Source organism: Empedobacter sp. UBA7248 (assembly GCF_002472945.1).
GTDB classification, from domain to species: Bacteria; Bacteroidota; Bacteroidia; order Flavobacteriales; family Weeksellaceae; genus Empedobacter; species Empedobacter falsenii_C.
Genome location: NZ_DKSU01000008.1, coordinates 284,569 through 311,239, shown reverse-complemented (window position 1 = coordinate 311,239; position 26,671 = coordinate 284,569). Strand labels below are relative to the sequence as shown.

Here is a 26,671-nt window from a genome sequence, read left to right as displayed (position 1 = left end):
GTATTGAAATTATTAATAATCTGTCAATTCAGTTTCAGGATTTTGCTCTAATGCAGATGCTAATTGCTCGTCGTTAGGTGCTTTTCCGTGCCAAGAGTGGCTTCCCATCATATAATCAACACCATTACCCATTTCTGTATGTAATAAAATTGAAACTGGTTTTCCGTTTCCTGTTAATGTTTTAGCTTCTTCTAAAATAGCAATTACTTTTTCTAAGTCATTTCCATCTTTTTCTTCTAAAACAATCCATCCAAAAGCTTCTAATTTAGCTTTCAAATCTCCTAAAGGTAAAACGTGGTCTGTGTCACCATCAATTTGACGACCATTGTAGTCAATCGTTGCAATTACATTATCTACTTTTTTACCAGCAGCATACATAAAAGCTTCCCAAACTTGACCTTCTTGTAATTCACCATCACCGTGTAATGTGTAAACTAATTTATCGTCGTTGTTTAATTTTTTTGCTTGCGCAGCACCTAAAGCAACAGATAAACCTTGTCCTAAAGATCCAGAAGCGATACGAATTCCAGGTAAACCTTCGTGTGTTGTTGGGTGACCTTGTAAACGAGAATCTAATTTTCTGAATGTGGCTAATTCGCTAACAGGGAAGAATCCTGAACGAGCTAATGTACTGTAGAAAACTGGTGAAATGTGACCGTTCGATAAGAAGAATAAATCTTCTCCTTTTCCGTCCATAGAGAAGTCTGTAGAGTAAGTCATGATTTTACCGTATAATGCAGCAAAATATTCTGCACAACCTAATGATCCACCTGGGTGTCCACTATTTACGGCATGTACCATTCTCAAAATATCTCTCCTTGTTTGTTGTACTTGTGTTTGAAGTTCTTGAAGTGTCATTGTTTGTTTATAAAAATTTGAACAAAAATAATCCTTTTTTGTAGGGCAAAAAAATCGTAGAACATAAATCACTACAATTGGGGAGGAGATTTATGCGATTTTTAAAACAATAAAAAAGACGAAGCTAAACTTCGTCTTTTTTATTTATTCTTCTTCCATATGCCATTCGCCACGATGAGGGATCAAAGCGTCACGAACTTGTATCATTTCAGATTCTACCACCACCAAATAAGCAACTGCATATTCTGGCTCAACCTCTACAAATTCAGAAAATGTACTTTGTAACTTTTCTTTTTCTGCGTATTGTTTCAGGTGAATTGCATGATGTTTTGCAGTTGGTATAGCATCGGGACCATAAAAATCCCAGATTAATTTTAATTTCTTTTCCATATTTATATTTTATCAAAAGAAGTTTTAATTCCTTTTATTAAAGCTGAACTAAATCCTTGATGTTCCATTTCATTTAATCCAGCAATCGTACAACCTTTTGGTGTTGTCACTTTATCAATTTCTTGTTCTGGGTGCAAACCGTTTTCTATTAATAATTCAGCAGCTCCTTTTACAGTTTGCGTCACAATTTTTGTTGCAGTTTGCGTATCAAATCCAATTTCAATACCACCTTGAATCATTGCTCTTATAAATCGTAAAACATAAGCAATTCCGCAAGCCCCAATTACAGTTGCAGCGTTCATCAATTCTTCATTTATAACAACTGTTTCGCCAATTGGATTGAAAATCGTTTTGATTTCATCTAAAATGTTTTCATCTTTCGAATTTCCACAAATACATGTAATCGATTCTTCCACAGAAGCAGCTGTATTAGGCATTGCACGAAAAATTGACATTCCTTGCGGTAAAATGTTTTGATACGTTTGCAATGAAATTCCTGTTGCAACTGAAATTAATATTTTGTTGGTCGTAAAATCGTCTTTTAACTGCGTCAAAACTTCTTCCACTTTGTACGGTTTTACGCACAACAGAATATAATCAGCTTCTTTTACAGCAAAATGATTATCATTTGTAATCGTTACACCAAGTTTTTTAAGATGTTCAATTTGATTCAAATTATTTCTTGTAGCGATAATTTGATTTGGATCGAATGCTTTATTCTTAATTAAACCCTCTGTTATAGAAATTCCTAAATTTCCTGCTCCAATAATGGCAATTTTTTTCATAGTTGTAGAGTGTTAATTGTATTGATTATGAATGAATAATTGTTTCTCTTTGACGATTAGAGCTTACCAACCATAAACCGATGAAGGTTAATAAACCATTTAAAATGATTAATTCAACACCAATTTTGTAATCGGTAAAATTAATCACTAATTCGTTGATGATATAGGTGAAAATAGGCGCTAAAATCGCAACTGTAATAATTGAATATTTTTTGTAAATGTTACGTTTCGTTAAAATACCGAAAGCAAACAATCCTAATAACGGTCCGTATGTATAACCTGCAATTTCCATCACAAGATAAACAATGGATTTGTTGTTAATCGCTTTGAAAACCATAATTAAGATAAAGAAAACTACTGTGAAAATTAAGTGAACACGAATACGAATCTTTTTCTTTTCTTTTTCTGATTTTTCTTTGTCTTCGTTGATGTTTAATAAATCGACGCAATATGAACTTGTAACCGCTGTTAAAGCTCCGTCGGCAGAAGGAAATAAAGCAGAAATTAATCCGATGATAAAAATTACAGAAATAATCATTGGGAAATGATGTCCTAAAAGTGAAAGTGCAGGAAACATATCATCACCCATAATATTTTGTCCACCTTGTTCCATAAAGAAACCGTCAGCAGTATAAAAACCACCTTCACTCATTGCGTATAAATAAAGCAATCCACCCAAAAATAGGAACGCTAAATTCACAATCAATAATGTTCCAGCGAACGTCAACATATTCTTTTTTGAGTTTTGAAGATTATCAACCGAAATATTTTTTTGCATCATTTCTTGGTCAAGACCAGTCATCGCAATTGTGATAAACATTCCGCCCAAAATTGTTTTTAAGAAATAAGTTTTCGAATTTGGATCAAGATTAATGAAATGTGTATAATTCTTCGCTTGCATCATATCGTAAGCTTCACCAACAGATAAATTAAGATGCGAAAGGATAAACCAAATACAAGCAATCAAACTAATGATCATAAACGATGTTTGCAAGGTATCTGTTACTACAATTGTTTTTACTCCACCTTCAAACGTATACAATAATATCATCAATAATAAGACAAATGTTGTAGCCCAAAATGGCACGCCTAAATTGTCTAATAAAAATATTTGTAACACATTTACAACTAAATATAAACGTGCTGTTGCGCCAATTCCACGGGAAATAATAAAGAAAATCGATCCCATTTTATGCGCTTCAACATTGAAACGCTTTCCTAAATAGGTGTAAATCGAGGTCAGATTCATACGGTAATAGAGCGGAAGTAATACGCCAGCGACGATAAAATAACCAAGAAAAAATCCGATTACCATCATATAATACTCGAATCCTCCGTAAATATATTCGGAACCAGTTAATTTTCCGACTGTTCCCGGTACCGAAATAAAAGTAACGCCACTAAGACTTGTTCCAATCATTCCGAAAGCCACTAACCACCATTTACTTTTTTTGTTTCCGTTAAAAAAAGATTGATTGTCAGAATTTCGACTGGTGAAGTAAGAGATCACTAAAAGTCCTACAAAGTATACGATAACACAAAGTAGTAAAATTGTTGAGTTCATAATTTATTTAGTAAATAAGCCCAAATTTAATATTTTTGAGTGAATGATGATAGATTAATTTTCCGAAGATAAAATTGTAAATTTGTTGTCTATAATTTTTTGAACGAATGAATTACCCAAGCAAGGTTTTAGAGCGAGCTGTAGAAGAAATGTCAAATTTACCAGGAATAGGAAAGAGAACAGCTCTGCGACTTGTTTTACATATGCTAAATCGTCCCAAATCTCAAACGACGGCTTTGTCCGAAGCGCTTTCTCATTTGGTGAATGATGTTAAATATTGTCAACATTGTCATACGATTTCTGATGATGAGGTTTGTGATATTTGCAACAATCCATTGCGAGAAGAAACGATAATTTGTGTGGTAGAAGATGTGCGCGATGTGATGGCAATTGAAAATACAGGACAATTTAAAGGACAATATCACGTTTTAGGAGGAAAGATTTCTCCAATGGAAGGTATTGGACCTGGTCAATTGAATATTCAAACATTGGTTGATCGTGTTCAAAATGAAAATGTGAAGGAAATAATTTTTGCTTTAAGTTCGACAATGGAAGGAGATACAACTGTTTTCTATTTGTACCGACAATTAAAGAATTCCGAAATTATTTTTTCTACCATTGCGCGAGGTCTTGGTGTAGGAGATGAGTTAGAATATGCGGACGAAGCAACGCTAGTTCGTTCTATACAACATCGAATACCATATTCAGAAAATAAATTTTAGATGAAAGTTGTTAATTTTAATCAAAAAATATTTGAAAGTTTTTTACATGAAGAACTTAAAGATTTTTTGATTGAAAATTCTTCAGTTTTAATAATTGGAATAAAAGAAGGTGGTATTCCTATAGCTGAAATGGTAAAAGTGAGTTTAGAAAAGATAACTTCTACTCAATTAGATTTCATTACGATAAAATGTCAACGACCTTCTACAAAATCTAAGAAAAAAAGCTTCATTGTAAAATATTTGTTGAAGAATTTGTTTAAAGTTTTGCCGCAGTTTTTTCTGAATCAAGTTCGAATTTATGAACACAAATTTTTGATGAATAATGGTAATCAAGATAGAGAATTGTACTTACCAGAAAATTTACAACTTGATAATTACCATAAAATTTTGATTGTAGATGATGCAGTTGATTCTGGATATACATTGAAAAATGTAGTTGACAAATTAGAAAAAAATAATTCTTCTGCGAAAATTTATTCCTTAGCTGTTGTTGTCACAGATAAAAATGCTGTCAAAATTCCAGATTATTATTTATATTCAGATGTATTAATTAGATTTCCTTGGTCTCTAGATGGATAAAAAAGCTGTTTTTGATTTTGATCAAACATTAATTAATGTAAACTCTTTTACAAAATGGGTGGCTTTTTTGTTGTCTAAATCTTTTGAAAGTGGCGATTATAAATTATTTTATAAAGTATCTATTTTCTTCTTTAGAAGAAAGATAATTAAAACACTTTCTCATCAAAATTTCAAAAAAGCATTGATAGAGCTTGATGTGAAACAAGATTATTATGAATTATTTGCTATTGAATTAAGTGAATATATAAATCAAGAAGTTTTAAATCATTTAATCGAATTAAATCAAAATAATTATAAAATTGCTATTTCATCTGCAGCTCCAGAAAACTATTTGAAAGAATTTGTAAAAAAAAATATTCCAACTAAAGAAATTCTTGTGATAGGAACAATTGTCGAGAATAATGTTTTGAATGATAATTTTGGAGAAAGGAAAGTAGTGAACTTAGTAAAGAAAGGTTTTTTAAACCCAAAAAAAGAATTTGATATTTTGTTTACAGATTCTTATGACGATTTTCATTTAGCTGAGCTAGCAAAGGAAATTTATTTAATCTTTCCTGATGAGGTTTCGAAAAATAAATATGAACAAATTTTTCCAGAAAAGTTAACCCTATAAAAAACAAAAAAAGCTGAATCTTAATGACCAGCTTTTACAGTATCTTTTTTCTCAACTTTCGGAGTTTCTGCCGTTTTTGTAGAATCTTTCACTTCTTCGTGTTTTTCTTCAACAGCTTCCTCATGTTTTCCGTGACCTTCGTGAGCAGCTTCAGATTTGTGGTGCATTTCTTCTGCAGTAGCTGGTTCGTGAACAACTGGAAGAACTCCGTGATTTACACTTGCTTTAGAGTTACAAGAAGTAGCGAATGCTGCAACAGCTACTAAAAGAATTAATTTTTTCATGTCTTACAAATTTATTGTATGGGTATATTATTATAATTGTTTTGACAAAATTAGTTAAAAACATTGAGTTCAACTAACTGATTTATTTCAATTGTGCAATTTTCTGAATTCCACCTTTTGTTTTATCTCCAACTTTTACATTAATTTCTGTATCAAGTGGTAAAAAGATATCAACTCGCGATCCGAATTTGATAAAACCATATTCTTTACCTGCAACAGCGCTGTCGTTCTCTTTACTGTAACAAACAATTCTTCGTGCAACTGCTCCTGCAATTTGTCTGAAAAGAACTTTTGTATGATCTGCATTTTCTACAACAACAGTTGTTCTCTCGTTCAATTCTGATGATTTTGGATGAAATGCAACCAAAAATTTTCCTGGATGATATTTTGAATAAATCACTTTTCCATTCACCGGATAACGTGTTACATGTACATTAAGAGGTGTCATGAAAATTGATAATTGAATACATTTTTGATTCAAAAATTCGCTTTCAAATACTTCTTCTAATACAACAACTTTTCCATCAACTGGTGCGATTACGCAGTTTTCTGACGAATCTGATTCACGAATTGGGTTTCTGAAAAACCAAACGATAAATCCGTAAAGTATCCATAATGGTAAGGCAAAGTAAAAACCATATACAGGAAAAAAGTAATGTAATACTCCTGTAGCGATTGCAAATAAAATTAAGCAACCTATCAAAATTGCTGTTCCTTCTCTGTGAAGTTTCATAAAGTATATACTAATAAATAATATAAATAAACAAATGGTACGACAAATATAAAACTATCTAATCGATCTAAAAAACCACCATGTCCTGGAATAAGGTTAGAGCTGTCTTTTACATTAAAAAATCTTTTTAATTTAGATTCTGTCAAATCTCCTAATGGACCTAATGCTGCAACGATCAAACCAATAATCATCCAGTTTCCGTGTAAGTTTTCTCCAAAATATTTCTGAATTAAGAATCCAGCGATAATGGTGAAAATAATTCCTCCCAAAAAACCTTCCCACGTTTTTGCTCCCGAAATTTTAGGTGCTAATTTGTGTTTTCCAATTAAGTTTCCTGTTAAATATGCAAATGTATCACTACACCAAAGTAATAAGAAAACGAAAAATACTTCGTAATGCATCACTTTTTCGCCTAAATTATAATCAAAACTAGGTAAAGTTAAGGCTAAGGCAAATGGTGCGATAACGTATGTTAAACCTAAAGTAGCTTTTCCAAAATCGTTCAACAATTCGTTGGTTGATTTGAAAATAATATAAATACTAAAAACAAATAAAACTGGAATGATGAAGTACAAACTTCTTAAATGAAAATAGTAATGATTTGAAGTTTCAAAAGCTTCTAAAAATTCTTTTCCATAATATCCAAAAACAACTAATGCGACTAAAAGTGCGCCTAATTGATAAAGTTTATTGGTAAGATTAGTAATTTTAAAAAATTCGTACAAACAAAAAAGTCCAAAAACCATCATCAAAACAATCAAACCTTTTGGGTTTATCGTTGTCCCGAAAAATATAATAAGTGCGTAAATAAGTCCAGAGAAAGCTCTAATTGCTAAATTTTTCATAGCTAATCTTCAACCAATAACAAATAAATATTCTTCGCATTGTCTACGTTCGGAAATTTGTGCATATTTTTTCCACGAATCGAAGTTATTTTAGATGGAAGGTTGTCTTTTTTTAATGTTCGTAATTTCTGTAATGCCACGCTCACATTTTCCACTAATTGTGACGGGCGTGCATAGATAATAAAATTTGACGGAAAATCAGCAATATTTCTACCATAAGTTTGATGTGCCGATAACATAATACTTCCATCAAAAGCAATCAGAAATTCGCAACTAAGAAAACTAAGTGTATAACGAGAATCGCATGGATTTTCGACAAAAGGAATATTGACTGAATTAAGAACCTGTTGTAAATTCGGATCAGGACAAATTAATTCGGTCACATTTTCGTAATTGACAATTTCTTTAAGGTTTTTAGAAGCCTCTTCTATATTATCACAAAATAAAAAATGTCCACCACCTACATTAAAGTTTGTAGCAAAGACTTCGTCCATAGAAATCTTTTGGTCAGCATAATTCGGATGAAATAAATCAATGTGATTATCATCTGAATTCTCTGCTGATTTTTCAGTAGCTTTTTTAAGTAGGTTTTTAATTGCTTTCCACATGAAAACTCATGATTTTATATGAAATTAATCAATTACAGCCTAAAGGTAATAATTTTTAACAATATAATAAGAAGTAAAAAAAAAATCGTCCGATTTGGACGATTTTTTCTGTTATTTTGAATGAATTTGATTAAATATCATTTCCAGCTTCTGGTTGAATCACTTGTTCTGGGCCAGCTTCTATAGCTTCTTCTTGTTTTTCTTCGATTTGATCCAATTCGCTTACAAATTTTCTTGGTCCGAAAATTTCTTCCAAATCTTCTCTAAAGATAACTTCTTTCTCAATTAATTTTTGAGCCAAAACATCTAATTGATCACGATGTTCACTTAAAATATCTTTTGCTCTATCATATTGAGCTTCGATCATTGTTTTTACCTCTTTGTCAATTACCTGAGCAGTTTGTTCTGAATAAGGCTTGCTGAAACCATATTCATTTTGTCCAGATGAATCATAATAAGAAACATTACCAACTTCTTTGTTCAATCCGTAAATACTTACCATTGCAGAAGCTTGTTTTGTTACTTTTTCCAAATCACTTAATGCACCTGTAGAAATGTTATTGAAAACAACTTCCTCAGCAGCACGACCACCCATTGTCATACACATTTCGTCTAACAATTGTTCTGTCGTTGTAATTTGTCTTTCTTCTGGCAAATACCAAGCAGCACCTAATGAGCGTCCACGAGGAACGATAGTTACTTTAACCAATGGCGCAGCGTGTTCTGTTAACCAACCAATTGTAGCGTGACCAGCTTCGTGATAAGCGATACGTTTTTTCTCAGAAGGTTTAATCACTTTACTTTTCTTCTCTAATCCACCAATAATACGGTCAACAGCATCTAAAAAGTCTTGTTTTTCTACGACTTCTTTGTTTTTACGAGCAGCAACTAAAGCGGCTTCATTACAAACATTGAAAATATCTGCACCAGAGAAACCTGGCGTTTGTTTTGCTAAAAATTCGATTTCAACATCTTCACCTAATTTTAATGGACGTAAGTGAACCGCGAAGATTTCTTTACGTTCGTTTAATTCAGGTAAATCAACGTGAATAATACGGTCAAAACGACCTGGACGCATTAATGCTTTATCCAATACATCAGCACGGTTTGTTGCAGCAATCACAATTACGTTAGATTCTGTTCCGAAACCATCCATTTCTGTTAATAATTGGTTTAATGTATTTTCGCGTTCGTCATTAGAGCCTGTAAAGTTAGATTTTCCACGTGCACGACCAATTGCATCAATCTCATCAATAAAGATAATTGAAGGAGATTTTTCTTTTGCATTTTTGAATAAGTCACGTACACGAGATGCACCAACTCCCACAAACATTTCTACGAAATCTGATCCTGATAATGAGAAGAAAGGAACTTTTGCTTCTCCAGCAACAGCTTTTGCTAATAAGGTTTTACCTGTACCTGGAGGTCCTACTAATAAGGCTCCTTTAGGGATACGTCCTCCTAATTTTGTAAATTTTTCTGGGTGTTTCAAGAATTCAACGATTTCTTCAATTTCTTCTTTTGCACCTTCTAAACCTGCAACATCTTTGAAAGTTGTTTTGATATGATCATCACCTTCAAATAATTTCGCTTTCGATTTTCCGACAGAAAAAATTCCTCCGCCACCTCCAGCAGATCCGCCTCCGCCCATTCGTCTAAATAGTAAGAAGTAGATTAATCCGAAGAAAATTAATGAAATGAAAAGATTCATAAACAAACTTCCAAAACCATTTGAAATTTGTGTGTTAAGAACGGCAGTTTTATTCGGACTCTTTTCTACGTTAGCATAAAAATCTTTTTCAAAATTTCCTGCATCAGCAACATTGAAAATAAAGTTTGGAGCACCTGTAGCAAAAGGATTTAAAGTTTCGTTTGATTTTTTAAACTTTTTAAATTCTTCAGTATTCAGAGCTGCGTCCGTTAAATATACACTTACACGTCCTGATTCTTTTTCTAGATTGGCTTCTTTTACGTAACCTTTTTCTACATAAGAAAGGAAAGTCGTACGGTCTATGTTTTTAGTAGTTCCGCCGGCACCTCCAATATTATCAGAAAATAATAGAAAGGCAATCAGCAATAATCCAATAATGGCATATATCCATGTAGGATTAAACCCCGAAGGTTTAAAATTATTTTTTTTCAATTTTTTTTGGTTTCAGTTATGATTAATATTCCATTTCGATACGCGTCTCTACGGCATCACCCCAAAGACTTTCGATATCGTAATATTCTCTGTATTCTTTTTGGAAAATATGGACAATAACATTAGTGTAGTCCAACAAAACCCATTGATTATTTTGCGTTCCTTCTACATGAAAAGGTCTTTCTGACATTTCTGTTTTTACAGTTCTTTCAATCGAACCAGCTAAAGCACTAACTTGTGTATTTGAGTTTCCGGTACAAATAACGAAGTATTGACAAAATGCATTTTCAATTTCGCGTAAATCTAGAATTGTAATTTCTTCTCCTTTAACATTTGTAATTCCGTCAACAATGCTATCTAGCAAGTCTTTTGTATATTGAGTATCTATCATCTTTTATTTTGTAATTCGCAAATTTAGTGAATCCTTATTAAAGTTTAAACTTTTTAAAATAACTTTAACCACTCTATAAAAATAGTAAAAAAAATGTATTTAATTAGTTTTGATTCTTTGCCTAATACGAACGAGTTCTTGGTGGATTTGTCCAAAAAAGATGCCAATAGTTGGACTGTCATACATGCTAAAAATCAAACAAAAGGAAAAGGTTATGCAGGAAATGAGTGGAAAGTTGTCGCAGGAGAAAATTTAACCTTTAGTTTTTTGCTGAAAACGGATTATAGTTTTCAAGAATTAATTTATTTTAACGAATGGATTTCGAATGTTATTTGTCTATTTTTAAAACAATTTCATCCAAAATCTAACGTAAAATGGCCAAATGATATCATTTTAAATGATAAAAAGGTTTGCGGAATTTTAATCGAAAATCATCGTTCCAATGGAATAATGAATTCTGTGATTGGAATTGGAATTAATGTCAATCAAGCTGATTTTAATCACTTACCAAAAGCAACATCTATTCGAAAAGTAACTGACAAAGAATATGACATCGAGGAAATTTTGGCAGATTTAATGCATCATTTCGAGGCAGAATATTCAATTTTAGAACAGAAAAATTTCGAAGAAATTCATCAAACATATTTAGATAATCTATTTAGAAAAGATGAAATTTCGCATTTTAGATTGGATGGAGTAGAAGTAGACGGAATTATTAGGGATGTAAACGAGGCGGGAAATCTTTTGATTGAAATCAATCAAGAATTGCGAGAATTTAAGCATAAAGAAATCGAACTTCTTTTTTAATCCTACATAAATGGTTATTTTTGTTTTATGGAAGAATTTGTAGTTTTAGTTGATCAGGACGATCAAAAATTAGGATTGATGGAGAAGCAACAAGCTCATGTGGCTGGTTTGTTGCATCGTGCATTTTCTGTTTTTGTATTCAATTCCAAAGGAGAATTGATGATTCAGCAACGAGCTGCGAGCAAATACCATTCGCCAACGTTGTGGACGAATACATGTTGTAGTCATCCGCGTGATAACGAAACATACGAACAAGCGGCGCACAGACGTTTGGAAGAAGAAATGGGATTTGATTGCGAATTAGAATATAAATTTAATTTCATCTACAAAGCACATTTAGAAAATGATTTGATTGAGCATGAATTAGACCATGTTTTTATCGGAACATTTGATAATGAACCAAAGCTAAATCCTGATGAAGTGATGGCTTATCGTTGGGTAGAATTGGATGATTTGAAAAAAGATATGGAAAAAAATCCTCAGAATTATACAGCTTGGTTCAAAATAATTTTTGAACATTACGTTTCGTATATCGAAGAATAAAAATTTATACAAATGAAAGTTACTGTCAACAGAAAAGCACATTTTAACGCTGCGCACCGATTGTTTAACAAGAATTGGAGCGATGAACAGAATTTTGAAGTTTTCGGAAAATGTTCATACCCAAATTATCATGGACACAATTATGAAATTATTGTGGCGGTGAAGGGTGAAGTTGATCCAGAAACTGGTTTTGTGATGAATTTGGACGAATTACGAAAAATAATCGCGGTTGAAGTTGAAGAGTATTTGGATCATAAAAATTTGAATGTTGATATTGAAGAATTTAAAACTATCAATCCAACTGCCGAAAATATCGTGATTTTGATTTGGAATAAAATTAGAGCAAAATTAGCGACTGATTTAGAATTGAAAGTAACCTTATACGAAACTCCACGTAATTTCGTAGAATACGCAGGCGAATGAAATTAGGCGATCATATTCCAACTTTTTCGTTGGAGGATAATAAAGGAAATTGGTTTAATTCGGACGAGTTTTTGTACAAAAAATATTTTGTTTTATTCTTTTATCCAATGGATTTTACACCAATGTGTACAAAAGAAGTCTGTCAATTTCGTGATGTAAATGCAGATTTTAATACTTTAGACGCTGTGATTGTTGGAATAAATGGACAATCAACATCTTCTCACGAGAAGTTTTATTCGAAACATCAACTCAACTTTCCGTTGCTTTCTGATAAAGGCGCAAAGTTGTCAAAATTGTTAGGAATTAAAAAGAAATTTGGCTTAATCACACCACGAGAAACTTTTGTATTCAATAAACAAGGAAAATTAATCAAACACATTGTTTCAAATGTCGCAGAAACGCACATCGAGGAAGCAATGCAAGCAATAAAAAAAGACCAAGAAAATTAGTTTTCTTGGTCTTTTTGTTTGTATAACATTTTTCTTATCACTACTCTGTAGATAAAAAACATTACAGTTCCAATTGCCGAATAAACCAACATTGTTTGGACATCGCTTTTATCGAACAAATATTTTAGTCCAAATAACGCGAAAAAGAAAATTAAACTATAAATTATATTTTGTTTCATGTGGTAAAATTAGGGATTAATCCCATTTCATATTAGTTTTTTTCATGTCATCTGTTGGTTCATCAATTTCTATTATATTAACTATAATCCAAATAGAATAATCACAATTTCTAAATATTTCATTTTCTTTCTGTTTATCTTGGGTTATTACTTTAGCATTATCTAAATCTTCTTCATCTAAAGTTAAATGTATTGTTGATGAATTATCAGTAAAATAATATGATTCATTTTTATCTTTTAAAACTTTACCATAATATACTTTTATGTCATCTTCTTCATTTGAATTTTCTAGGATTAGGCAGATAGATTTATTTAGTAGTTTTTTACGATTTCTCATTTATTAATTCATAATGCTTGTGATTTTCTAAAAAATTATTAACACTCCTCTCTCACAAACTGAATTGCCAAATTAAGTGCATTATTGGAAACAATTTTGATGAAATCTTCTCGATCTAAATAGGGATAAAAATATTTTTGATTTAATACTTTTTCACCATTTGTGACAGAAATCCAAACTGTTCCAACTTCTTTTCCATCTTCGCCTTTATTTGGACCAGCGACACCAGTTGTAGAAATACTAATATCCGTTTTTAATTGATTTCGAACACCTTTGGCCATTTCTTTAGCAACTAGTTCCGAAACAACTGTAAATTCATCAATATCAGATTGATTGACGTTTAGCAAATTTACTTTTACCGAAGTGTCGTATGAAACTATTGTTCCGAAATAATAAGCCGAACTTCCCGAAACAGATGTGATTAAGCTTGCGATATTTCCTCCAGTACAACTTTCTGCAGTCGAAATTGTCAATCCTTTTTCTTTTAAAATATCACCTAAAACTTGTTGCGCACTTCCTGAATTTTCGGAAATTAGAAATTCTCCAGCAATTAATTTGAATTGATTAATTTGATGTTGAATTTCATTTTCTAAAAATTCTTTATTCGTTCCAAACGCTGAAAATCGTAAATCAATAGAAGTTCGGTTTGGTAAATACGCCAAATGAATAAATTCAGGCAAATTATTTTCCCAATCTTCAATTAATAGAGCCAAATCACTCTCAGGAATTCCGCTGACCAAAATATCACGATGAACAATAGTTTCTGATTGAAATTGATTTTGTAATCTCGGAATAATTTCATCACGCATCAAACCTTTCATTTCAAAAGGAACACCTGGTAAATTGATGATAATTTTATCATTAATTGTAGTCCAAAGACATGGTGCTGTTCCATATTTGTTCTGAATAAAAGTTGATTTTTCTGGAATTAATGCTTGATCTTGATTCAAACTATTTAACTCTTTTGCGTAACCTCTTGTTTGAAATAATTGAACAATATTCTCTAAAATTTTGGGTTCTTGAACTAATTCACAATTTAAAAATTGACACAAAGCTGCTTTGGTTTTATCATCTTTTGTCGGTCCTAAACCTCCTGTTACAATAACGATATTTGATTTAGAAATTCCTCGTTCGAAAACTTCAATAATATGACTCATTTCGTCTTGAACAGAAATTATTTCTTCCACTTCAATCCCAATCGTATTCAATTGTTTGGCGATAAATGCCGAATTTGTATCAACAATTTGTCCGATAAGAATTTCATCACCTATTGTGAGTAATGTCGCTTTAATTTTCATACACAAAAAAACTTGCTTAAAGTTAAGCAAGTTTCGGGTTTTTATAATTATTTTTCAACTCCTTGATTGGCGGCTTCTCGTTGAATTTGGTTTGAATCTTCTATCATTTGAAGGAATTCTGCTTGAGAAACTTTCTTTAATTGATTATTAATTTTGAAAACAGGAGCTTTTTTTGATTCTTTTTTCTTGATTGCATTCCAAGAAATCATTACTTCAATATCATCTCTCATATATTTATAATGCAATTCTAAAATCAAACCTTTTGTTCCGTAAAATTTATCTGGCGAATATGCGTACAGAATTTGAGATGTATACCAAGCGATTAAATCATAGTTTTTGTGTTTTGCTGTTGCTTCTTTTACTTCAAAACCTAGAATGTTTTTTGTTTTACCAGTTTCTACGAAATCCACTTTTTGCAAAGAATCGTAAACAAGCAATTTATTTCCTGTAAACATATTCGTTTCATTATAATATAAATTTTCCTTGTAATTAAAAATTGGTTTTTCTCCAATCTCAGATCCAATTCCCATAAAACCTTGCGATTCTTGTTGAGAATTATTTACTTTATCAATATATTGTGTTTGACTTTCTGTTTGATTGTAGTTAAAACTATAAAATTGGTTAGGAATTTTTTTTGTGGTTTTTAAAAATTCTTCACGTTGTTTTTGATCTGGATAATATTGTTTTAAATTTTCTAAAGCTTTATCCGTAAAATGAATTTGAGGTTGAACTTCGTATTCAATTTCATAAAATTGAGCATTTGCAATACTAGAAATCAGAATAATTAGTGCTATTATTTTTTCATTTTAGTCCTTTTTTTCTATTCCTTGATTATTAGCGTCATTTCTTTTTTTATCAAGATCTTCCCAAATTTTCTCTAATTCATCGCTCGAAACTCTATTTCCTTTTGTCGGAACAATAAATTTGAATTTAGTTTTTTCTTTGATGGAATTTGCTTTATAAACTCCAAAATATTTCCCCATTTCATCTTCATAAAAAATTTCAAGATCAAGGACTAAACCGCCTGGACTTTTGAAATTAATAAGCATCAAATCTGTTTTAATTTCTGGAACAAACCAAGCTACAAATATTCTGTCATTAAAATTTGCTGTTGCTTTTTGTACTTTATATCCGAGAATATTTTTTGTTTCATTTGATAATTTCCAATCAAGATTATTTATATTATCGTAAACAATATATTTTTTTCCATAAACATCTTGTTGCATCAACGTTTCTTGTTTTGCATGATTGAAATAAGTTGTTCCAAAATACATATATGGTGCACTTTTCTTGATAAAAACAATCTGTCCTTGCCCATTCTGAACTTTTGGTAATTCAATTGCATTTGCTTCATCTTTATTCAAAATAAATTTAAAATCTAAAGCAGGAGGATTTTCATTCTGATCGATATTTTGTTTTCTTACTTCAGGATCAGAAATCTCTTTATAAAAATCTAAACCTTTTTCATTGTATTTTACTTTAATCTGAGTCTCATATTCTACTTCATAAATCTGAGCATTTGCAAAACTTAAAAATAATACAATAAGTGTAATTAGTTTTTTCATATAAGCTTATTTTTTATCAACACCTTCCTGATTATACATCGCACTTCTTCTATTGTTTGCTTCTTGTTCAATTTTTTGATACTCTTGAGGCGTTACAACATTATCATTTTTACCTGATTCTGTTACTAGATTTTTAAACTTATACTTTTTAGCATTTTTATTAATCGTAAGTACTCTAACGTAGTTATTAACTTTACCAACATTTTCTGCTTCAAGAAAAATATTCATTTCCAACACAAAACCTTCAATCGGTTTTACTGTAATTGGCATGAAATTAAAATCAATTTCTTTTGTAAACCAAGCTTCTACATTATATTCAGTATTATATTTATTGTATTTAGCAGTTGCTTTGTAAGCTTTATAGCCAAGAATTTCTTTTGTTTCATCTGTAAATTTCCAATCCAATCCTTCTAAAGGAGTTTTAATAATGTAATTTTTTCCATAAAGATCAACTTTTCTATAATTCTCTCCTTTTATGAGATTAGAATAAGTAAGACCAAACGGCAAACCAGGAGCTGAATTTTTCACTCCACCTTGCACTCCTTGTTGATTATCAATTTTTTCTTGTTCAATTGTATTTAACTCTGTTTTTGAAGAATAAATTTTAAATTCAATCGGTTTTGCATTTGTATGTTGATCAATATACCATTTTCTTGTTTCAGGATCTTTTGTGTCTTTATAAAATTTTTCTAAATATTCAGGTGTATATTCTGGATGATACTTGGTTTCGATAAGTACTTCATAAATCTGAGCATTTGCAAAACTTGAAAATAATACAATAAATGTAATTAGTTTTTTCATATTTAGTGATTAAGATTTAAATATAACAAAAAAGAGACACAATAACTTGTGTCTCTTTAAAATATGATGAAATAAATCTATTTATAAAATGTGTTTCTCTGCGTGATAAGAAGAACGAACCAACGGGCCAGATTCTACATGACGGAATCCTAATCCACGTGCGAAATCTTCGTATTTCTTGAATTGTTCTGGTGTGATAAATTCTTTCAAAGGTAAATGCTTTTTCGTTGGCTGTAAATATTGACCAATTGTAATGACATCTACATTTGCATCAGCAACTTCCTGTATTGTTTCGAAAACTTCGTCTTCAAACTCACCCAAACCAAGCATAATCCCTGTCTTTGTACGACGTTGACCTGCTTCTTTTGCATAACGTAAAACTTCTAACGAACGATCATATTTTGCTTGAATACGAACTTCACGCGTTAAACGACGAATCGTTTCCATATTATGAGAAAGCACTTCTGGAGCAGCTTCTACTATACGATCGATGTGTTTTTCGACTCCTTGAAAATCTGGAATCAAAGTTTCCATCGTTGTTCCTGGGCTAATTCTACGAACAGCATGTATTGTTTCTGCCCAAATAATCGATCCCATATCTTTTAAATCATCACGGTCAACAGAAGTTAAAACCGCATGTTTTATTTGCATTAATTTGATAGAACGCGCTACTTTTTCTGGTTCTGCCCAATCAACTTGCTCTGGACGACCAGTTTTTACACCACAAAAACCGCATGAACGCGTACACACATTTCCCAAAATCATAAATGTTGCAGTTCCTTCACCCCAACATTCGCCCATATTAGGACAACTTCCACTTTGGCAAATGGTGTTCAATTTATACTTATCTACTAAACCTCTTAATTCGCGATGTTTTTTCCCCGTAGGCAATTTTACACGCAACCATTCAGGTTTTTTTACTCTTCCATCTGGTAATAGCTCAACACTCATACATTACTTTTCTGATTGGCTAATTTACAAAGTTTTTTTGAAAGCTATTACTTCCTAAATAAATGAAATAAAAATATAGTTTTTAACATTTTTTGGAATATTATTTGGATTTTAATCAGTTAAAATCAATAACAAATGAAAAACTCAATTATCCTTACACTTATTTTTAGCTCAGTAATTTATAGTTGCGAAACAAAGACAGATAAAGATCTTATAAAAACTGAAGAAGCAACAACTGATCATAAAGATTCAACTATTCAAAAAGAACCAATAAACTCATCAGATACAAATATTATTGATACTCATAATGCGAAAACTTCTATTGATTGGGTAGGAACTTATGAAGGAATTTTACCATGTGCTGATTGTCCTGGAATTAAAACAACTGTAACTTTAAATAAGGATGAAACTATAAAAGTAGTTTCTGAATATATGAAAGGTAACCAAAAATTAATAGATGAAGGTCGTTTCCAATGGACTGCTGATAATAATGCTTTGTATTTAGATACAAAAGATAAAAATCGACATTTTTATAGAGTAGGTGAAAATAAACTAATTATCCTATCTCAAGAAGGTGAAGATATCAAAGGTCCATTAGCAGATAAATACATTTTATTAAAAAAGTAAGATTATTAAATCAATATGAAAGACAGCAATTAAGCGGTCTTTCATATTAAAATAAGTTTAATTGTTGCGACTCTAATTCCAACAAAAATTGTTTACGTTTCTTTCCGCCTGCATATCCAGTTAACGAACCATCTGAGCCAATTACGCGATGACAAGGCACTACGATTGCAATTTTGTTTTTTCCGTTCGCATTTGCAACTGCTCTTATCGCTAATAAATCTCCAACAGCTATCGATTGTTCTTTGTATGATCTTGTTTCTCCAAATGGAATTTTGATTAATTCGTTCCAAACTTTTTTCTGGAAATCTGTTCCAATCAAATCAAGTGGAATGGTAAATTCTTTTAAATTTCCTTTAAAATAATCGTTCAATTCATTTTCTAGACGATTCAAAATATCATCATCTTTTTCCAAAATTTCACCCAAGTTTTCTATTTCTTTGAGTTGTTTTTCGGTTGATTTTCCATCAAAAAACTCTAACATACAAAGTCCTTTTTCCGACTTTATTGCAAGCATTTCTCCAAGAGGTGTTTGTATTTTTTTTGAGCGAAACATTTTATAAAATTTTAGTTGAAAGTTAGAAAAATATAGTCGTAATTTGGTATCAAATTTGTTGTTAAAAATATCATAAAATTAATTTATGAAAAAATCTATTTTCGCGAGTATTTTCGCATCTTTCATTATATTCTCTTGCCAATCAAAAGGTGTTCAACAAGAACAAAAAAATACAGATTCTTCTAAAGAAATTACAGAAGCTGTAAAAAAAGAACACAATTCTATGAATTCGTTGGATTGGGCTGGAAAATATGAAGGAACTTTACCTTGCGCCGATTGTGAGGGAATAAAATATATTGTTGAATTGAAAAAAGATGGTAACTTTTTTATTGAACAAGAATATTTAGGAAAAGAAACGGTTTACCAAGACGAAGGATTTTATAAATGGGATGCTTCTGGAAATGTTTTACATTTAAATTCGAATGTAAGTCCGTTAGTGTTGAAAGTTGAAGAAAATAGATTGAAAGTTTTGGATCAACAAGGAAAAGAAATCACAGGAAATTTGAAAGATAAATACATCTTGAAAAAAAATAAATAATAAAAAATAAAAGGCAATCTCGATTATGGATTGCCTTTTATTTTTGAAATTATTTTTAGTTCAATAAATGATCTTTTGTCAATTTTTCAAAAACTTTGATTACACCAATTACTTGAATTTCCTCTTGTAAATATTCTTCAAAAGTAAAATAGTTGTAAGCTTCAATTTCGTTTGTTGGTTTTATTTCTTCGTTCAAATCGTACAAAAAACAATCTTGTTCCATCAAAAGATTCTGTTCTCCATACGCTTCAGCCGTAATATGACAATAAAAATTGAGGTCTTCTTTTACCAAATCTAAACTCAATTCTTCTTTTATTTCTCTTACCAAAGCTGTTTCAGAATTTTCACCTTTATCAATTTTTCCACCTGGTAAATACCACGCTTTTTTATTTTTACTAAACGTCAAAAGAAGTTTATTATTTTTAATAACTAATAAACCCGCTGTTGGTAATTGAATCATCTTTTATTTTTCTAAACTTTTTTGCCATTCCCAAGCAGTACGCATACTTTCTGACAATTTTGTTTCAGGTTTCCAACCTAATTCTTTTTCTGCTAAAGAATTATTTGCATAAGCTTCGATAATATCACCTGCACGACGCTCTTTGATTTCGTATTTTAATTTCAAATCATTGGCATCTTCAAATGCGTGAACAACTTCTAAAACCGTAGATCCTGTTCCTGTTCCAAGATTAAAGAATTCTAGCTTTGCTTTATTTTTATTTTCGATCAAACGAGTTACTGCTTTTACGTGTGCATCAGCCAAATCATTTACATCGATATAATCACGAATTGCCGTTCCATCACGCGTCGGATAATCATCTCCCCAAACCGATAATGCTTCTCTGATTCCAGCCGCAGTTTGTGTAACATAAGGAATTAGATTATTTGGAATTCCTTTTGGTAATTCTCCAATTTTAGCTGTCGGATGCGCACCAACTGGATTGAAATAACGTAAACAAATCACATTTTTATCAAATGCTGCTGAGAAATCTTCTAAAATTTCCTCTCCCATTTGTTTCGTTTTTCCATAAGGAGATTCAGGTTTTTTCAGTGGAGTTTGCTCATCAATAGGCATTTTATCCGCTTGTCCGTAAACTGTACAAGACGAACTGAAAATAATATTATCAGCATCAAAATCTTTCATTGCATCCAAAAGATTAATCAAACCTAAAAGATTATTACGGTAATACATTAACGGTTTTTCAACAGATTCTCCAACTGCTTTATGCGCTGCGAAGTTGATAATTCCATCTATTTTATTTGTTTTGAAAAATTCGTTTACTTTTTCTTGATCTTTTAAATCAATCTCAAAATAAGTTGGTTTTGTTCCAGTAATAGAAGTAATTTTATTCAACACACCAATTTCTGTGTTCGATAAATCGTCTATAATCACAACTTCATAACCTGCATTTTGTAAAGCTACAACTGTGTGCGAGCCAATATAACCCAAACCTCCAGTTACTAATATTTTACTCATTTTTAATATTTAGTTTTTATAGTGAAATCAAATTTAGGAAAATAAAAAAGCTTCTGAAACAAATCAGAAGCTTTTTCGTATTATTTTTAGGATAAATTATTTTCCAAAAAATTCGCGAACAGCTGAAGTGATGTAAGCCAATTGCTCCTCATCTAACTCTGTGTGCATTGGTAAAGACATTACTTCTTCTACCAATTTGTTTGTATTTGGGAAATCTGCATCATTATAATGCCCGTTATCATACGCTTTTTGTTTGCGTAATGGAACAGGATAATAAATCATCGCAGGAATTTCTTTCTCAGTTAAAAACGCTTGTAATTCATTACGTTTTCCATTTGTTACACGTAACGTATACTGATGGAATACGTGAGTTGTGTCTTCTCCTTTTACAGGCGTTAATAATGCATCAATATCTTTAAAAGCATCTGTATAATAAGCCGCAGCTTTGTTACGAGCAGCGTTATAATCATTTAAGAAAGGTAATTTACGACGTAAAACTGCTGCTTGAACAGAATCCAAACGAGAGTTAACACCAACTTCATCGTGGTAGTAACGTTTGTACATTCCGTGATTTACAATTCCACGTAGACGATGTGCAATATCATCATCATTTGTAAAAATTGCTCCACCATCACCATAACAACCTAAGTTTTTTGAAGGGAAGAAAGATGTACAACCAATATGACCAATTGTTCCAGCTTTTCGACCTTTGTAATCCGCTCCAATAGCTTGTGCAGTATCTTCTACAACATATAAGTTATGTTCTTTTGCAATTGCCATAATCTCGTCCATATTCGCACATTGACCAAATAAATGAACTGGAATAATTGCTTTTGTTTTTGGCGTGATTGCCGCTTTCAATTTTTCTGTATCAATTGTAAAAGTATCATAATCAACGTCAACTAAAATCGAATTTAATTTCAATAAATCAACAACTTCTACTGTTGCAGCAAATGTAAAATCTGCCGTAATTACCTCGTCACCTGGCTCTAAACCTAAGGCCATCAAAGCAATTTGCAACGCATCAGTTCCGTTTCCACAAGGAATTACGTGTTTTACATTTAAGTAATCTTGCAATTCAGTTTCGAATTGTTTTACTTCTGGTCCATTAATAAAAGCAGCCGAATCCAAAACATTCAAAATTGCTGCATCAACGTCTCCTTTTATTTTTTGATATTGACTTTGTAAGTCAACCATTTGTATTTTTTTCATAACTTAATGAATCTTTCAAAATCTACAACTTTAAAAAGTCGTTATTATTACAACAAATGTACAAAAAAAGCTCATTCTAAATTTTTAACTTTGCAACATTGTGCAAGGATTTTATAACACATCAATTAAGGCGTACGGAATGGCGCTAAAATTGGCTTCGAATTTTAATGAAAAGGCAAAACTTTGGGTAGATGGAAGAAAAAATTGGGAAGAAAAAATAGCTTCTAAAATTTCAGAAACCGATAAAGTTTTGTGGGTACATTGTTCATCTTTAGGCGAGTTTGAGCAAGGTCGACCTGTTATCGAAGCGTTGAAAGAAAAATATCCAACCCATAAAATTGCGGTTTCATTCTTTTCGCCTTCTGGTTATGAAATTAGAAAAAATTATCAAGGCGCAGATGTTATTTTTTATTTGCCTTTGGACACAAAATCGAATGCAGAAAAGCTGATAAAAGTGCTTCATCCAGAGATTTTGATTTTAGTGAAATACGAATATTGGTTCAATTTGATTACAGAATTACATCAGCAAAACATTCCAACAATTGTAGTTTCATCTATTTTTAGAGAAAGTCAAAACTTTTTCAAGAAAGATGGAAAAAATTGGTTTGCGAAAAAATTAAGTTTGATAAATCATTTCTTTGTTCAAAATCAAAAGTCAAAAGATTTATTAGATTTTATCAATATCACACAAAATACAATTGCGGGAGATACGCGATTTGATCGTGTCAAACAAATTATTCATCAAGATAATCAATTGGATTTTATGAATGATTTTAAACAAAATTCGAAATTAATTGTGGTTGGAAGTTCTTGGCCAAAAGATGAAGAATTATTTGTGAATTTAATCAATCAAAAATTAACTGATGATTGGAAAATTGTTTTTGCGCCACATAATTTGAATGATACTGAAATCAATTCGTTTCTAAGTAAAATCAATCAAAAAGCAGTTAAATTTTCAGATTTAGAAAAAACTTCGCAACAAGATTTAATCGATTCGAAAATATTTATTCTCAACACAATTGGTATTTTATCAAAAGTCTATTTTTATGCAGATATTACCTATATTGGCGGAGGTTTTGGTGCAGGAATTCATAACACGTTAGAAGCTGTAACATTTGGAAATCCTGTCGTTTTTGGTCCTAAATACAAGAAATTTCAGGAAGCTGTGGATTTGATAGAAGTTGGCGGAGGATTTTCTATAGCTAATCAACATGAATTTGATACAATTATGAATCGTTTGATGAATGATGAAAATTTCCGAAAAGAAAGTGGAAAAAAAGTTGGAGATTTTGTTCAAAATTCACCAAATGCGACTAAAATTATTTTAGAATATTTAAATGATATTTTGTAAATCTTAAAATTTTATCAATTTTTAACAAAAAAGGCACAGAAATTGTGAATCAAAAAAGCATTATTGATTTTTTTTAAGTGTAAATCAATCTTCAGTATGAATAAAACTTTACTTTTGAATTAAATATTATAACTCAGACTTAAGTAATAAAAAAAATGAAAAAACTAATCTTAGGAATAGCACTTTTTGGTGGATTAAGTGCAGCAAACGCGCAAATTGATTTAGGAGTAAAAGGAGGTCTTAACTTTCCAACTTTATCTGGTGATTCTAGAAAAATTTACTCTGATAGCCAAGGAAATGGTTTAGGGACTAAATTAAGAACAGACTTTTATGTTGGTGGTTATGCACACTACAAAATAACGGATCAAATTAGTTTTCAACCAGAACTTCTGTATTCTAAACAAGGAGCTGGATTAAAAACAAATGACAATTCAAAAGCTAAATTTGTAACACATAATATTAATATTCCTTTAATGGGACGTTATGAAATTATGGATGGTTTAAATGTTGAGTTTGGTCCGCAATTAGGATTTTTAGTTTCTGCTAAAATGAAAACTGAAGAAGGAAAAACAGATACTAAAATAAAAGCTACAGACAATTTCAAAACATTTGATTTTGGTTTAAACTTCGGAGCTGCATACAAAATTACTGATGAATTAGAAATTAATGCTCGTTTTACAAAAGGATTATCAAACATTAATGATTATTATCCAACAGGAATTGATAATAACTTTAAATTGACAAATACTTACTTTAGCGTTGGTGTAGCATATAAATTAGCTGAAATGTAATTCATTTCGAATTTAAATATAGGAAGGAGCTTTTTTGCTCCTTTTTTTGTGCTTTATCGTTAAATAATTCTAAAAAAACTTTGTCATGTTAAATTAAATTCTATATTTGTAGTAGTAAAAATACAGTTGTAGATATGAAAGTTAAATTATCAAGAAGAGAAGAGGAAGTGATGGAAGTTATCTGGAGCGGAAAACAAGTTTTTGCGAAAGATATTATCGATTCTTATGACGATCCAAAACCTGCGAATACTACAATTTCTACCTTATTAAAGAGGATGCACGACAAAGGTTATATTGATTACGAGCAAATGGGAAACTCGCGTCGATATTATGCTTTGGTAAAAAAAGATGATTATTTTTCGAAAGAAGTAAAAGGAATGATTTCCAACTTTTTTAATAATTCGGCAACACAATTTGCTTCATTTTTTGCTAAATCGAACAATATGTCGGTCGAAGAATTAGAAAAATTACGTGACATAATTGACAATGAAATAGACCGTAAAAAGAAATAGCCTATGGTTGCGTTTTTTATAAAATTTATTCTTTGTTCCGGATTTTTATATTCGTTTTATAAACTTTTTTTGGAACGTGAAAGCATGTATAAAATCAATCGATTTTATCTGTTGTTTTCGTTGATATTTTCGTTAATCGCGCCTTTGTACAAAATTGATTTACCTATCACAGCGACAGAAACAAATATTTCGCCCGAATTATTGGCTTTTCTAATGCAAAATCCTGAATTGTTGCAACAAGAAAAAGGAATCAATTTTGGTGATATTTTGAATGTTATTTACATTTTTGTTGGTGTAATATTTCTTGTAAGATTTATCTACAATTTGTACGAATTGATGTTCAAAATTAAAACTGAGGAAAAAATCAAAGATCAAGAAATTACATATATTCTTGATTTAGATTCGAATCAACCGTATAGTTTTTGGAAATATATTTTTATTCCGAAAAAGCAACTAAAAAGTTTACATCAAAATTTAATTGATCACGAAAAAGCGCATTGTATTCAGAAACATAGTTTGGACATTTTGTTGATTGAAATTTTTCAAATTCTTTTTTGGTTCAATCCGTTTATTTATTTCTATAAAAAATCAATCAAACTAAATCACGAGTTTTTGGCAGATGAATATGTATTGAAAAGAAACTCAGATTTAAAAACTTACCAACATCAAATTTTGGATTGTATTGCAACGCAAAATCCATCTATGATGGCAAGTAATTTCAATTTTATTCTAACTAAAAAACGCCTACTTATGATGACAAAAAATACATCAAAACGAAAAGTAAAAATTCTGTCTTTTGCTTCTTTACCTTTTATATTGAGTGCTTTTGTACTTTTTAGCCAAAAATCGTTCGCGCAAGAAGTTGAGAAAAAAGCTCAAAAAGTGGAACAAGCGTTGGAAAAACCTGTTCAATCGCAAGCCGAAATTCTACTTGATCAAGCAACTACTTTAAGAGATTCGCTTCTCAAAACAGATCAAGCTAAAACAACAACTCCAATAGAAAAAGTGATTACGAAAGATGAGTTAAAAACGATTTTGAAAAGTAATGCACAAAACAAAATTATCTTGAATGATGCTGGAGATATTATTCTGAATGATTCTATCAAAATAAAAGATATTGTCTTGAAAAAAGAGTTGACTCCAACGATTTTATATGGAACGGACGGAAAAATTTTGCAAAAAATTGATCCAAAAGATATAGACAAGGTTTTTGTAAGAAGTAATGAAGGTTTGATAGAAATTATCAAAAAAGATTCAAGTATCATCAAAATTTTCAATTCTGAAAAAGACATTCCGAATATCAATAAAAAAGTAAAAACAGCTAAAATGCCAACAGTAAAAAATAATATTACGTTGAAAAATGGTTACTCTATTTATACAGATAAAAATGGTGTTGAGCACAAAATTATTAGTTCTGAAATTGATAAGGTTTATATTACAAATAATAAAAATGGTGAATTTGATTTATCCAAATCTCCTAAAACAATTACAAGTTTAAAAGTTGATAATAGAAATAGTGATGATATGAATATTACGATTCTTCCAAGGAATGGATATTCAGTAGATTATAAATTTACGGAATCTAATGAATCATTATCTAAACAATTAGATAAAAAGCTAACAGAGTTGAAGCTTGATGAGCAAAATACTAAAAAGCAAATAAAAGAAATCGAAATACTACAAAAAGAAGAGCGTAAAAAGAATAAAAATTAGTACCTTTTTTACATTATTGTTATATATTT

34 protein-coding genes are annotated in these 26,671 nt (G+C 30.8%); 13 read left to right on the top strand and 21 right to left on the bottom strand.

What is annotated here, in order from left to right; all coding sequences use genetic code 11:
- Positions 1-12: 12 nt before the first annotated feature.
- The 4 genes from B4A23_RS08495 to B4A23_RS08480 all read right to left on the bottom strand — a co-directional run bounded on the left by B4A23_RS08495 (position 13) and on the right by B4A23_RS08480 (position 3,597).
- On the bottom strand, positions 13-858 hold the full coding sequence (locus B4A23_RS08495; RefSeq protein WP_286477478.1) for a transketolase: 846 nt from the start codon (positions 856-858) through the stop codon (positions 13-15).
- A 144-nt stretch (positions 859-1,002) separates the two neighbouring features.
- A complete protein-coding gene (locus tag B4A23_RS08490) occupies positions 1,003-1,248 on the bottom strand; it encodes a hypothetical protein (protein WP_280049853.1) in 246 nt (81 codons plus the stop codon).
- Positions 1,249-1,250: 2 nt separating this feature from the next.
- On the bottom strand, positions 1,251-2,033 hold the full coding sequence (gene proC / locus B4A23_RS08485; protein WP_286484862.1) for a pyrroline-5-carboxylate reductase: 783 nt from the start codon (positions 2,031-2,033) through the stop codon (positions 1,251-1,253).
- Positions 2,034-2,058: 25 nt separating this feature from the next.
- Positions 2,059-3,597, bottom strand: a complete 1,539-nt coding sequence (locus B4A23_RS08480) for a sodium:solute symporter (RefSeq protein WP_291118921.1) — start codon at positions 3,595-3,597, stop codon at positions 2,059-2,061.
- A 107-nt stretch (positions 3,598-3,704) separates the two neighbouring features.
- Here B4A23_RS08480 and recR point away from each other — a divergent pair, with 107 nt between their 5' ends.
- From recR to B4A23_RS08465, 3 genes are read left to right on the top strand one after another with little or no spacing between them, the layout of a single operon-like run.
- Positions 3,705-4,319, top strand: coding sequence for a recombination mediator RecR (recR, locus tag B4A23_RS08475; protein ID WP_291066840.1), 615 nt, complete (start codon positions 3,705-3,707; stop codon positions 4,317-4,319).
- On the top strand, positions 4,320-4,898 hold the full coding sequence (locus tag B4A23_RS08470) for a phosphoribosyltransferase family protein (protein WP_291118918.1): 579 nt from the start codon (positions 4,320-4,322) through the stop codon (positions 4,896-4,898).
- The gene (locus B4A23_RS08465) at positions 4,891-5,511 is read left to right on the top strand and encodes a haloacid dehalogenase-like hydrolase (RefSeq protein WP_291118915.1); all 621 of its coding nucleotides are present in this window, start codon (positions 4,891-4,893) and stop codon (positions 5,509-5,511) included. Before B4A23_RS08470 ends, B4A23_RS08465 begins: the two co-directional genes overlap by 8 nt.
- Positions 5,512-5,531: 20 nt before the next feature.
- Here the strand turns inward: B4A23_RS08465 and B4A23_RS08460 are convergent, their stop codons facing one another.
- The 6 genes from B4A23_RS08460 to rsfS form a co-directional block, all read right to left on the bottom strand.
- Entirely contained in the window at positions 5,532-5,795 is a 264-nt protein-coding gene (locus tag B4A23_RS08460; protein ID WP_180905069.1) for a hypothetical protein, read from the bottom strand.
- Between the two features lie 82 nt (positions 5,796-5,877).
- Positions 5,878-6,528, bottom strand: a complete 651-nt coding sequence (locus B4A23_RS08455) for a phosphatidylserine decarboxylase family protein (protein WP_291066845.1) — start codon at positions 6,526-6,528, stop codon at positions 5,878-5,880.
- On the bottom strand, positions 6,525-7,373 hold the full coding sequence (locus B4A23_RS08450) for a phosphatidate cytidylyltransferase (protein ID WP_291118912.1): 849 nt from the start codon (positions 7,371-7,373) through the stop codon (positions 6,525-6,527). The genes B4A23_RS08455 and B4A23_RS08450 overlap by 4 nt, the downstream gene beginning before the upstream one ends.
- Positions 7,374-7,375: 2 nt before the next feature.
- Positions 7,376-7,981 carry a hypothetical protein gene (locus B4A23_RS08445; protein ID WP_221854182.1) on the bottom strand — a complete coding sequence of 202 codons (606 nt, stop codon included), beginning with the start codon at positions 7,979-7,981 and terminating at the stop codon, positions 7,376-7,378.
- Positions 7,982-8,111: 130 nt separating this feature from the next.
- Positions 8,112-10,124, bottom strand: a complete 2,013-nt coding sequence (gene ftsH, locus B4A23_RS08440; protein WP_291118909.1) for an ATP-dependent zinc metalloprotease FtsH — start codon at positions 10,122-10,124, stop codon at positions 8,112-8,114.
- Positions 10,125-10,146: 22 nt separating this feature from the next.
- Positions 10,147-10,515 carry a ribosome silencing factor gene (rsfS, locus tag B4A23_RS08435; protein ID WP_038331822.1) on the bottom strand — a complete coding sequence of 123 codons (369 nt, stop codon included), beginning with the start codon at positions 10,513-10,515 and terminating at the stop codon, positions 10,147-10,149.
- A 93-nt stretch (positions 10,516-10,608) separates the two neighbouring features.
- Here rsfS and B4A23_RS08430 point away from each other — a divergent pair, with 93 nt between their 5' ends.
- The 4 genes from B4A23_RS08430 to B4A23_RS08415 are packed head-to-tail and all read left to right on the top strand — an operon-like array spanning position 10,609 to position 12,737.
- Positions 10,609-11,322: a biotin--[acetyl-CoA-carboxylase] ligase gene (locus B4A23_RS08430; RefSeq protein WP_291118907.1), complete on the top strand. Its 714-nt coding sequence runs from the start codon at positions 10,609-10,611 to the stop codon at positions 11,320-11,322.
- Positions 11,323-11,349: 27 nt separating this feature from the next.
- Entirely contained in the window at positions 11,350-11,865 is a 516-nt protein-coding gene (idi, locus tag B4A23_RS08425; RefSeq protein WP_291066851.1) for an isopentenyl-diphosphate Delta-isomerase, read from the top strand.
- 12 nt (positions 11,866-11,877) lie between these two features.
- Positions 11,878-12,288, top strand: a complete 411-nt coding sequence (locus tag B4A23_RS08420; protein ID WP_286500221.1) for a 6-pyruvoyl trahydropterin synthase family protein — start codon at positions 11,878-11,880, stop codon at positions 12,286-12,288.
- Positions 12,285-12,737, top strand: coding sequence for a peroxiredoxin (locus B4A23_RS08415; protein WP_291118904.1), 453 nt, complete (start codon positions 12,285-12,287; stop codon positions 12,735-12,737). Before B4A23_RS08420 ends, B4A23_RS08415 begins: the two co-directional genes overlap by 4 nt.
- Here B4A23_RS08415 and B4A23_RS08410 read toward each other — a convergent pair.
- The 7 genes from B4A23_RS08410 to lipA form a co-directional block, all read right to left on the bottom strand.
- A complete protein-coding gene (locus tag B4A23_RS08410) occupies positions 12,734-12,916 on the bottom strand; it encodes a hypothetical protein (protein ID WP_286484852.1) in 183 nt (60 codons plus the stop codon). The genes B4A23_RS08415 and B4A23_RS08410 overlap by 4 nt on opposite strands.
- A gap of 16 nt (positions 12,917-12,932) precedes the next feature.
- On the bottom strand, positions 12,933-13,253 hold the full coding sequence (locus tag B4A23_RS08405) for a hypothetical protein (protein WP_286484851.1): 321 nt from the start codon (positions 13,251-13,253) through the stop codon (positions 12,933-12,935).
- A gap of 38 nt (positions 13,254-13,291) precedes the next feature.
- Complete coding sequence (locus B4A23_RS08400) at positions 13,292-14,551, bottom strand: CinA family nicotinamide mononucleotide deamidase-related protein (RefSeq protein WP_291118900.1); 1,260 nt, start codon at positions 14,549-14,551, stop codon at positions 13,292-13,294.
- A gap of 47 nt (positions 14,552-14,598) precedes the next feature.
- The gene (locus B4A23_RS08395; protein ID WP_291119490.1) at positions 14,599-15,336 is read right to left on the bottom strand and encodes a GLPGLI family protein; all 738 of its coding nucleotides are present in this window, start codon (positions 15,334-15,336) and stop codon (positions 14,599-14,601) included.
- A gap of 21 nt (positions 15,337-15,357) precedes the next feature.
- Positions 15,358-16,116: a GLPGLI family protein gene (locus B4A23_RS08390; RefSeq protein ID WP_291118897.1), complete on the bottom strand. Its 759-nt coding sequence runs from the start codon at positions 16,114-16,116 to the stop codon at positions 15,358-15,360.
- A 6-nt stretch (positions 16,117-16,122) separates the two neighbouring features.
- Positions 16,123-16,917 carry a GLPGLI family protein gene (locus tag B4A23_RS08385; RefSeq protein ID WP_291118893.1) on the bottom strand — a complete coding sequence of 265 codons (795 nt, stop codon included), beginning with the start codon at positions 16,915-16,917 and terminating at the stop codon, positions 16,123-16,125.
- Positions 16,918-16,998: 81 nt separating this feature from the next.
- Entirely contained in the window at positions 16,999-17,868 is an 870-nt protein-coding gene (gene lipA, locus B4A23_RS08380) for a lipoyl synthase (RefSeq protein ID WP_291118890.1), read from the bottom strand.
- 135 nt (positions 17,869-18,003) lie between these two features.
- Here lipA and B4A23_RS08375 point away from each other — a divergent pair, with 135 nt between their 5' ends.
- A complete protein-coding gene (locus B4A23_RS08375) occupies positions 18,004-18,495 on the top strand; it encodes a copper resistance protein NlpE (protein ID WP_291118887.1) in 492 nt (163 codons plus the stop codon).
- A gap of 46 nt (positions 18,496-18,541) precedes the next feature.
- On the opposite strand, the gene B4A23_RS08370 is transcribed toward B4A23_RS08375, so the two are convergent.
- Positions 18,542-19,048 (bottom strand): methylated-DNA--[protein]-cysteine S-methyltransferase, encoded by a 507-nt coding sequence (locus tag B4A23_RS08370; RefSeq protein ID WP_286484846.1) that lies wholly within the window; start codon positions 19,046-19,048, stop codon positions 18,542-18,544.
- An 85-nt stretch (positions 19,049-19,133) separates the two neighbouring features.
- On the opposite strand from B4A23_RS08370, the gene B4A23_RS08365 reads away from it, so the two are divergent.
- Positions 19,134-19,586, top strand: coding sequence for a copper resistance protein NlpE (locus B4A23_RS08365; protein WP_291118884.1), 453 nt, complete (start codon positions 19,134-19,136; stop codon positions 19,584-19,586).
- Between the two features lie 55 nt (positions 19,587-19,641).
- Here B4A23_RS08365 and B4A23_RS08360 read toward each other — a convergent pair whose 3' ends face one another.
- The 3 genes from B4A23_RS08360 to B4A23_RS08350 all read right to left on the bottom strand — a co-directional run bounded on the left by B4A23_RS08360 (position 19,642) and on the right by B4A23_RS08350 (position 22,275).
- A complete protein-coding gene (locus tag B4A23_RS08360) occupies positions 19,642-20,046 on the bottom strand; it encodes an NUDIX hydrolase (RefSeq protein ID WP_286484845.1) in 405 nt (134 codons plus the stop codon).
- Between the two features lie 3 nt (positions 20,047-20,049).
- A complete protein-coding gene (galE, locus tag B4A23_RS08355) occupies positions 20,050-21,063 on the bottom strand; it encodes a UDP-glucose 4-epimerase GalE (RefSeq protein WP_291118880.1) in 1,014 nt (337 codons plus the stop codon).
- 96 nt (positions 21,064-21,159) lie between these two features.
- The gene (locus B4A23_RS08350; protein WP_286500229.1) at positions 21,160-22,275 is read right to left on the bottom strand and encodes a DegT/DnrJ/EryC1/StrS family aminotransferase; all 1,116 of its coding nucleotides are present in this window, start codon (positions 22,273-22,275) and stop codon (positions 21,160-21,162) included.
- 100 nt (positions 22,276-22,375) lie between these two features.
- Between B4A23_RS08350 and B4A23_RS08345 the strand changes: the two genes are divergently transcribed.
- From B4A23_RS08345 to B4A23_RS08330, 4 genes are all read left to right on the top strand, one after another.
- The gene (locus B4A23_RS08345) at positions 22,376-23,626 is read left to right on the top strand and encodes a 3-deoxy-D-manno-octulosonic acid transferase (RefSeq protein WP_291118876.1); all 1,251 of its coding nucleotides are present in this window, start codon (positions 22,376-22,378) and stop codon (positions 23,624-23,626) included.
- A gap of 155 nt (positions 23,627-23,781) precedes the next feature.
- On the top strand, positions 23,782-24,417 hold the full coding sequence (locus B4A23_RS08340; protein WP_291118873.1) for a porin family protein: 636 nt from the start codon (positions 23,782-23,784) through the stop codon (positions 24,415-24,417).
- 134 nt (positions 24,418-24,551) lie between these two features.
- On the top strand, positions 24,552-24,929 hold the full coding sequence (locus tag B4A23_RS08335) for a BlaI/MecI/CopY family transcriptional regulator (protein WP_038331851.1): 378 nt from the start codon (positions 24,552-24,554) through the stop codon (positions 24,927-24,929).
- Positions 24,930-25,013: 84 nt separating this feature from the next.
- Complete coding sequence (locus tag B4A23_RS08330) at positions 25,014-26,642, top strand: M56 family metallopeptidase (protein ID WP_291118871.1); 1,629 nt, start codon at positions 25,014-25,016, stop codon at positions 26,640-26,642.
- Positions 26,643-26,671: the final 29 nt, after the last annotated feature.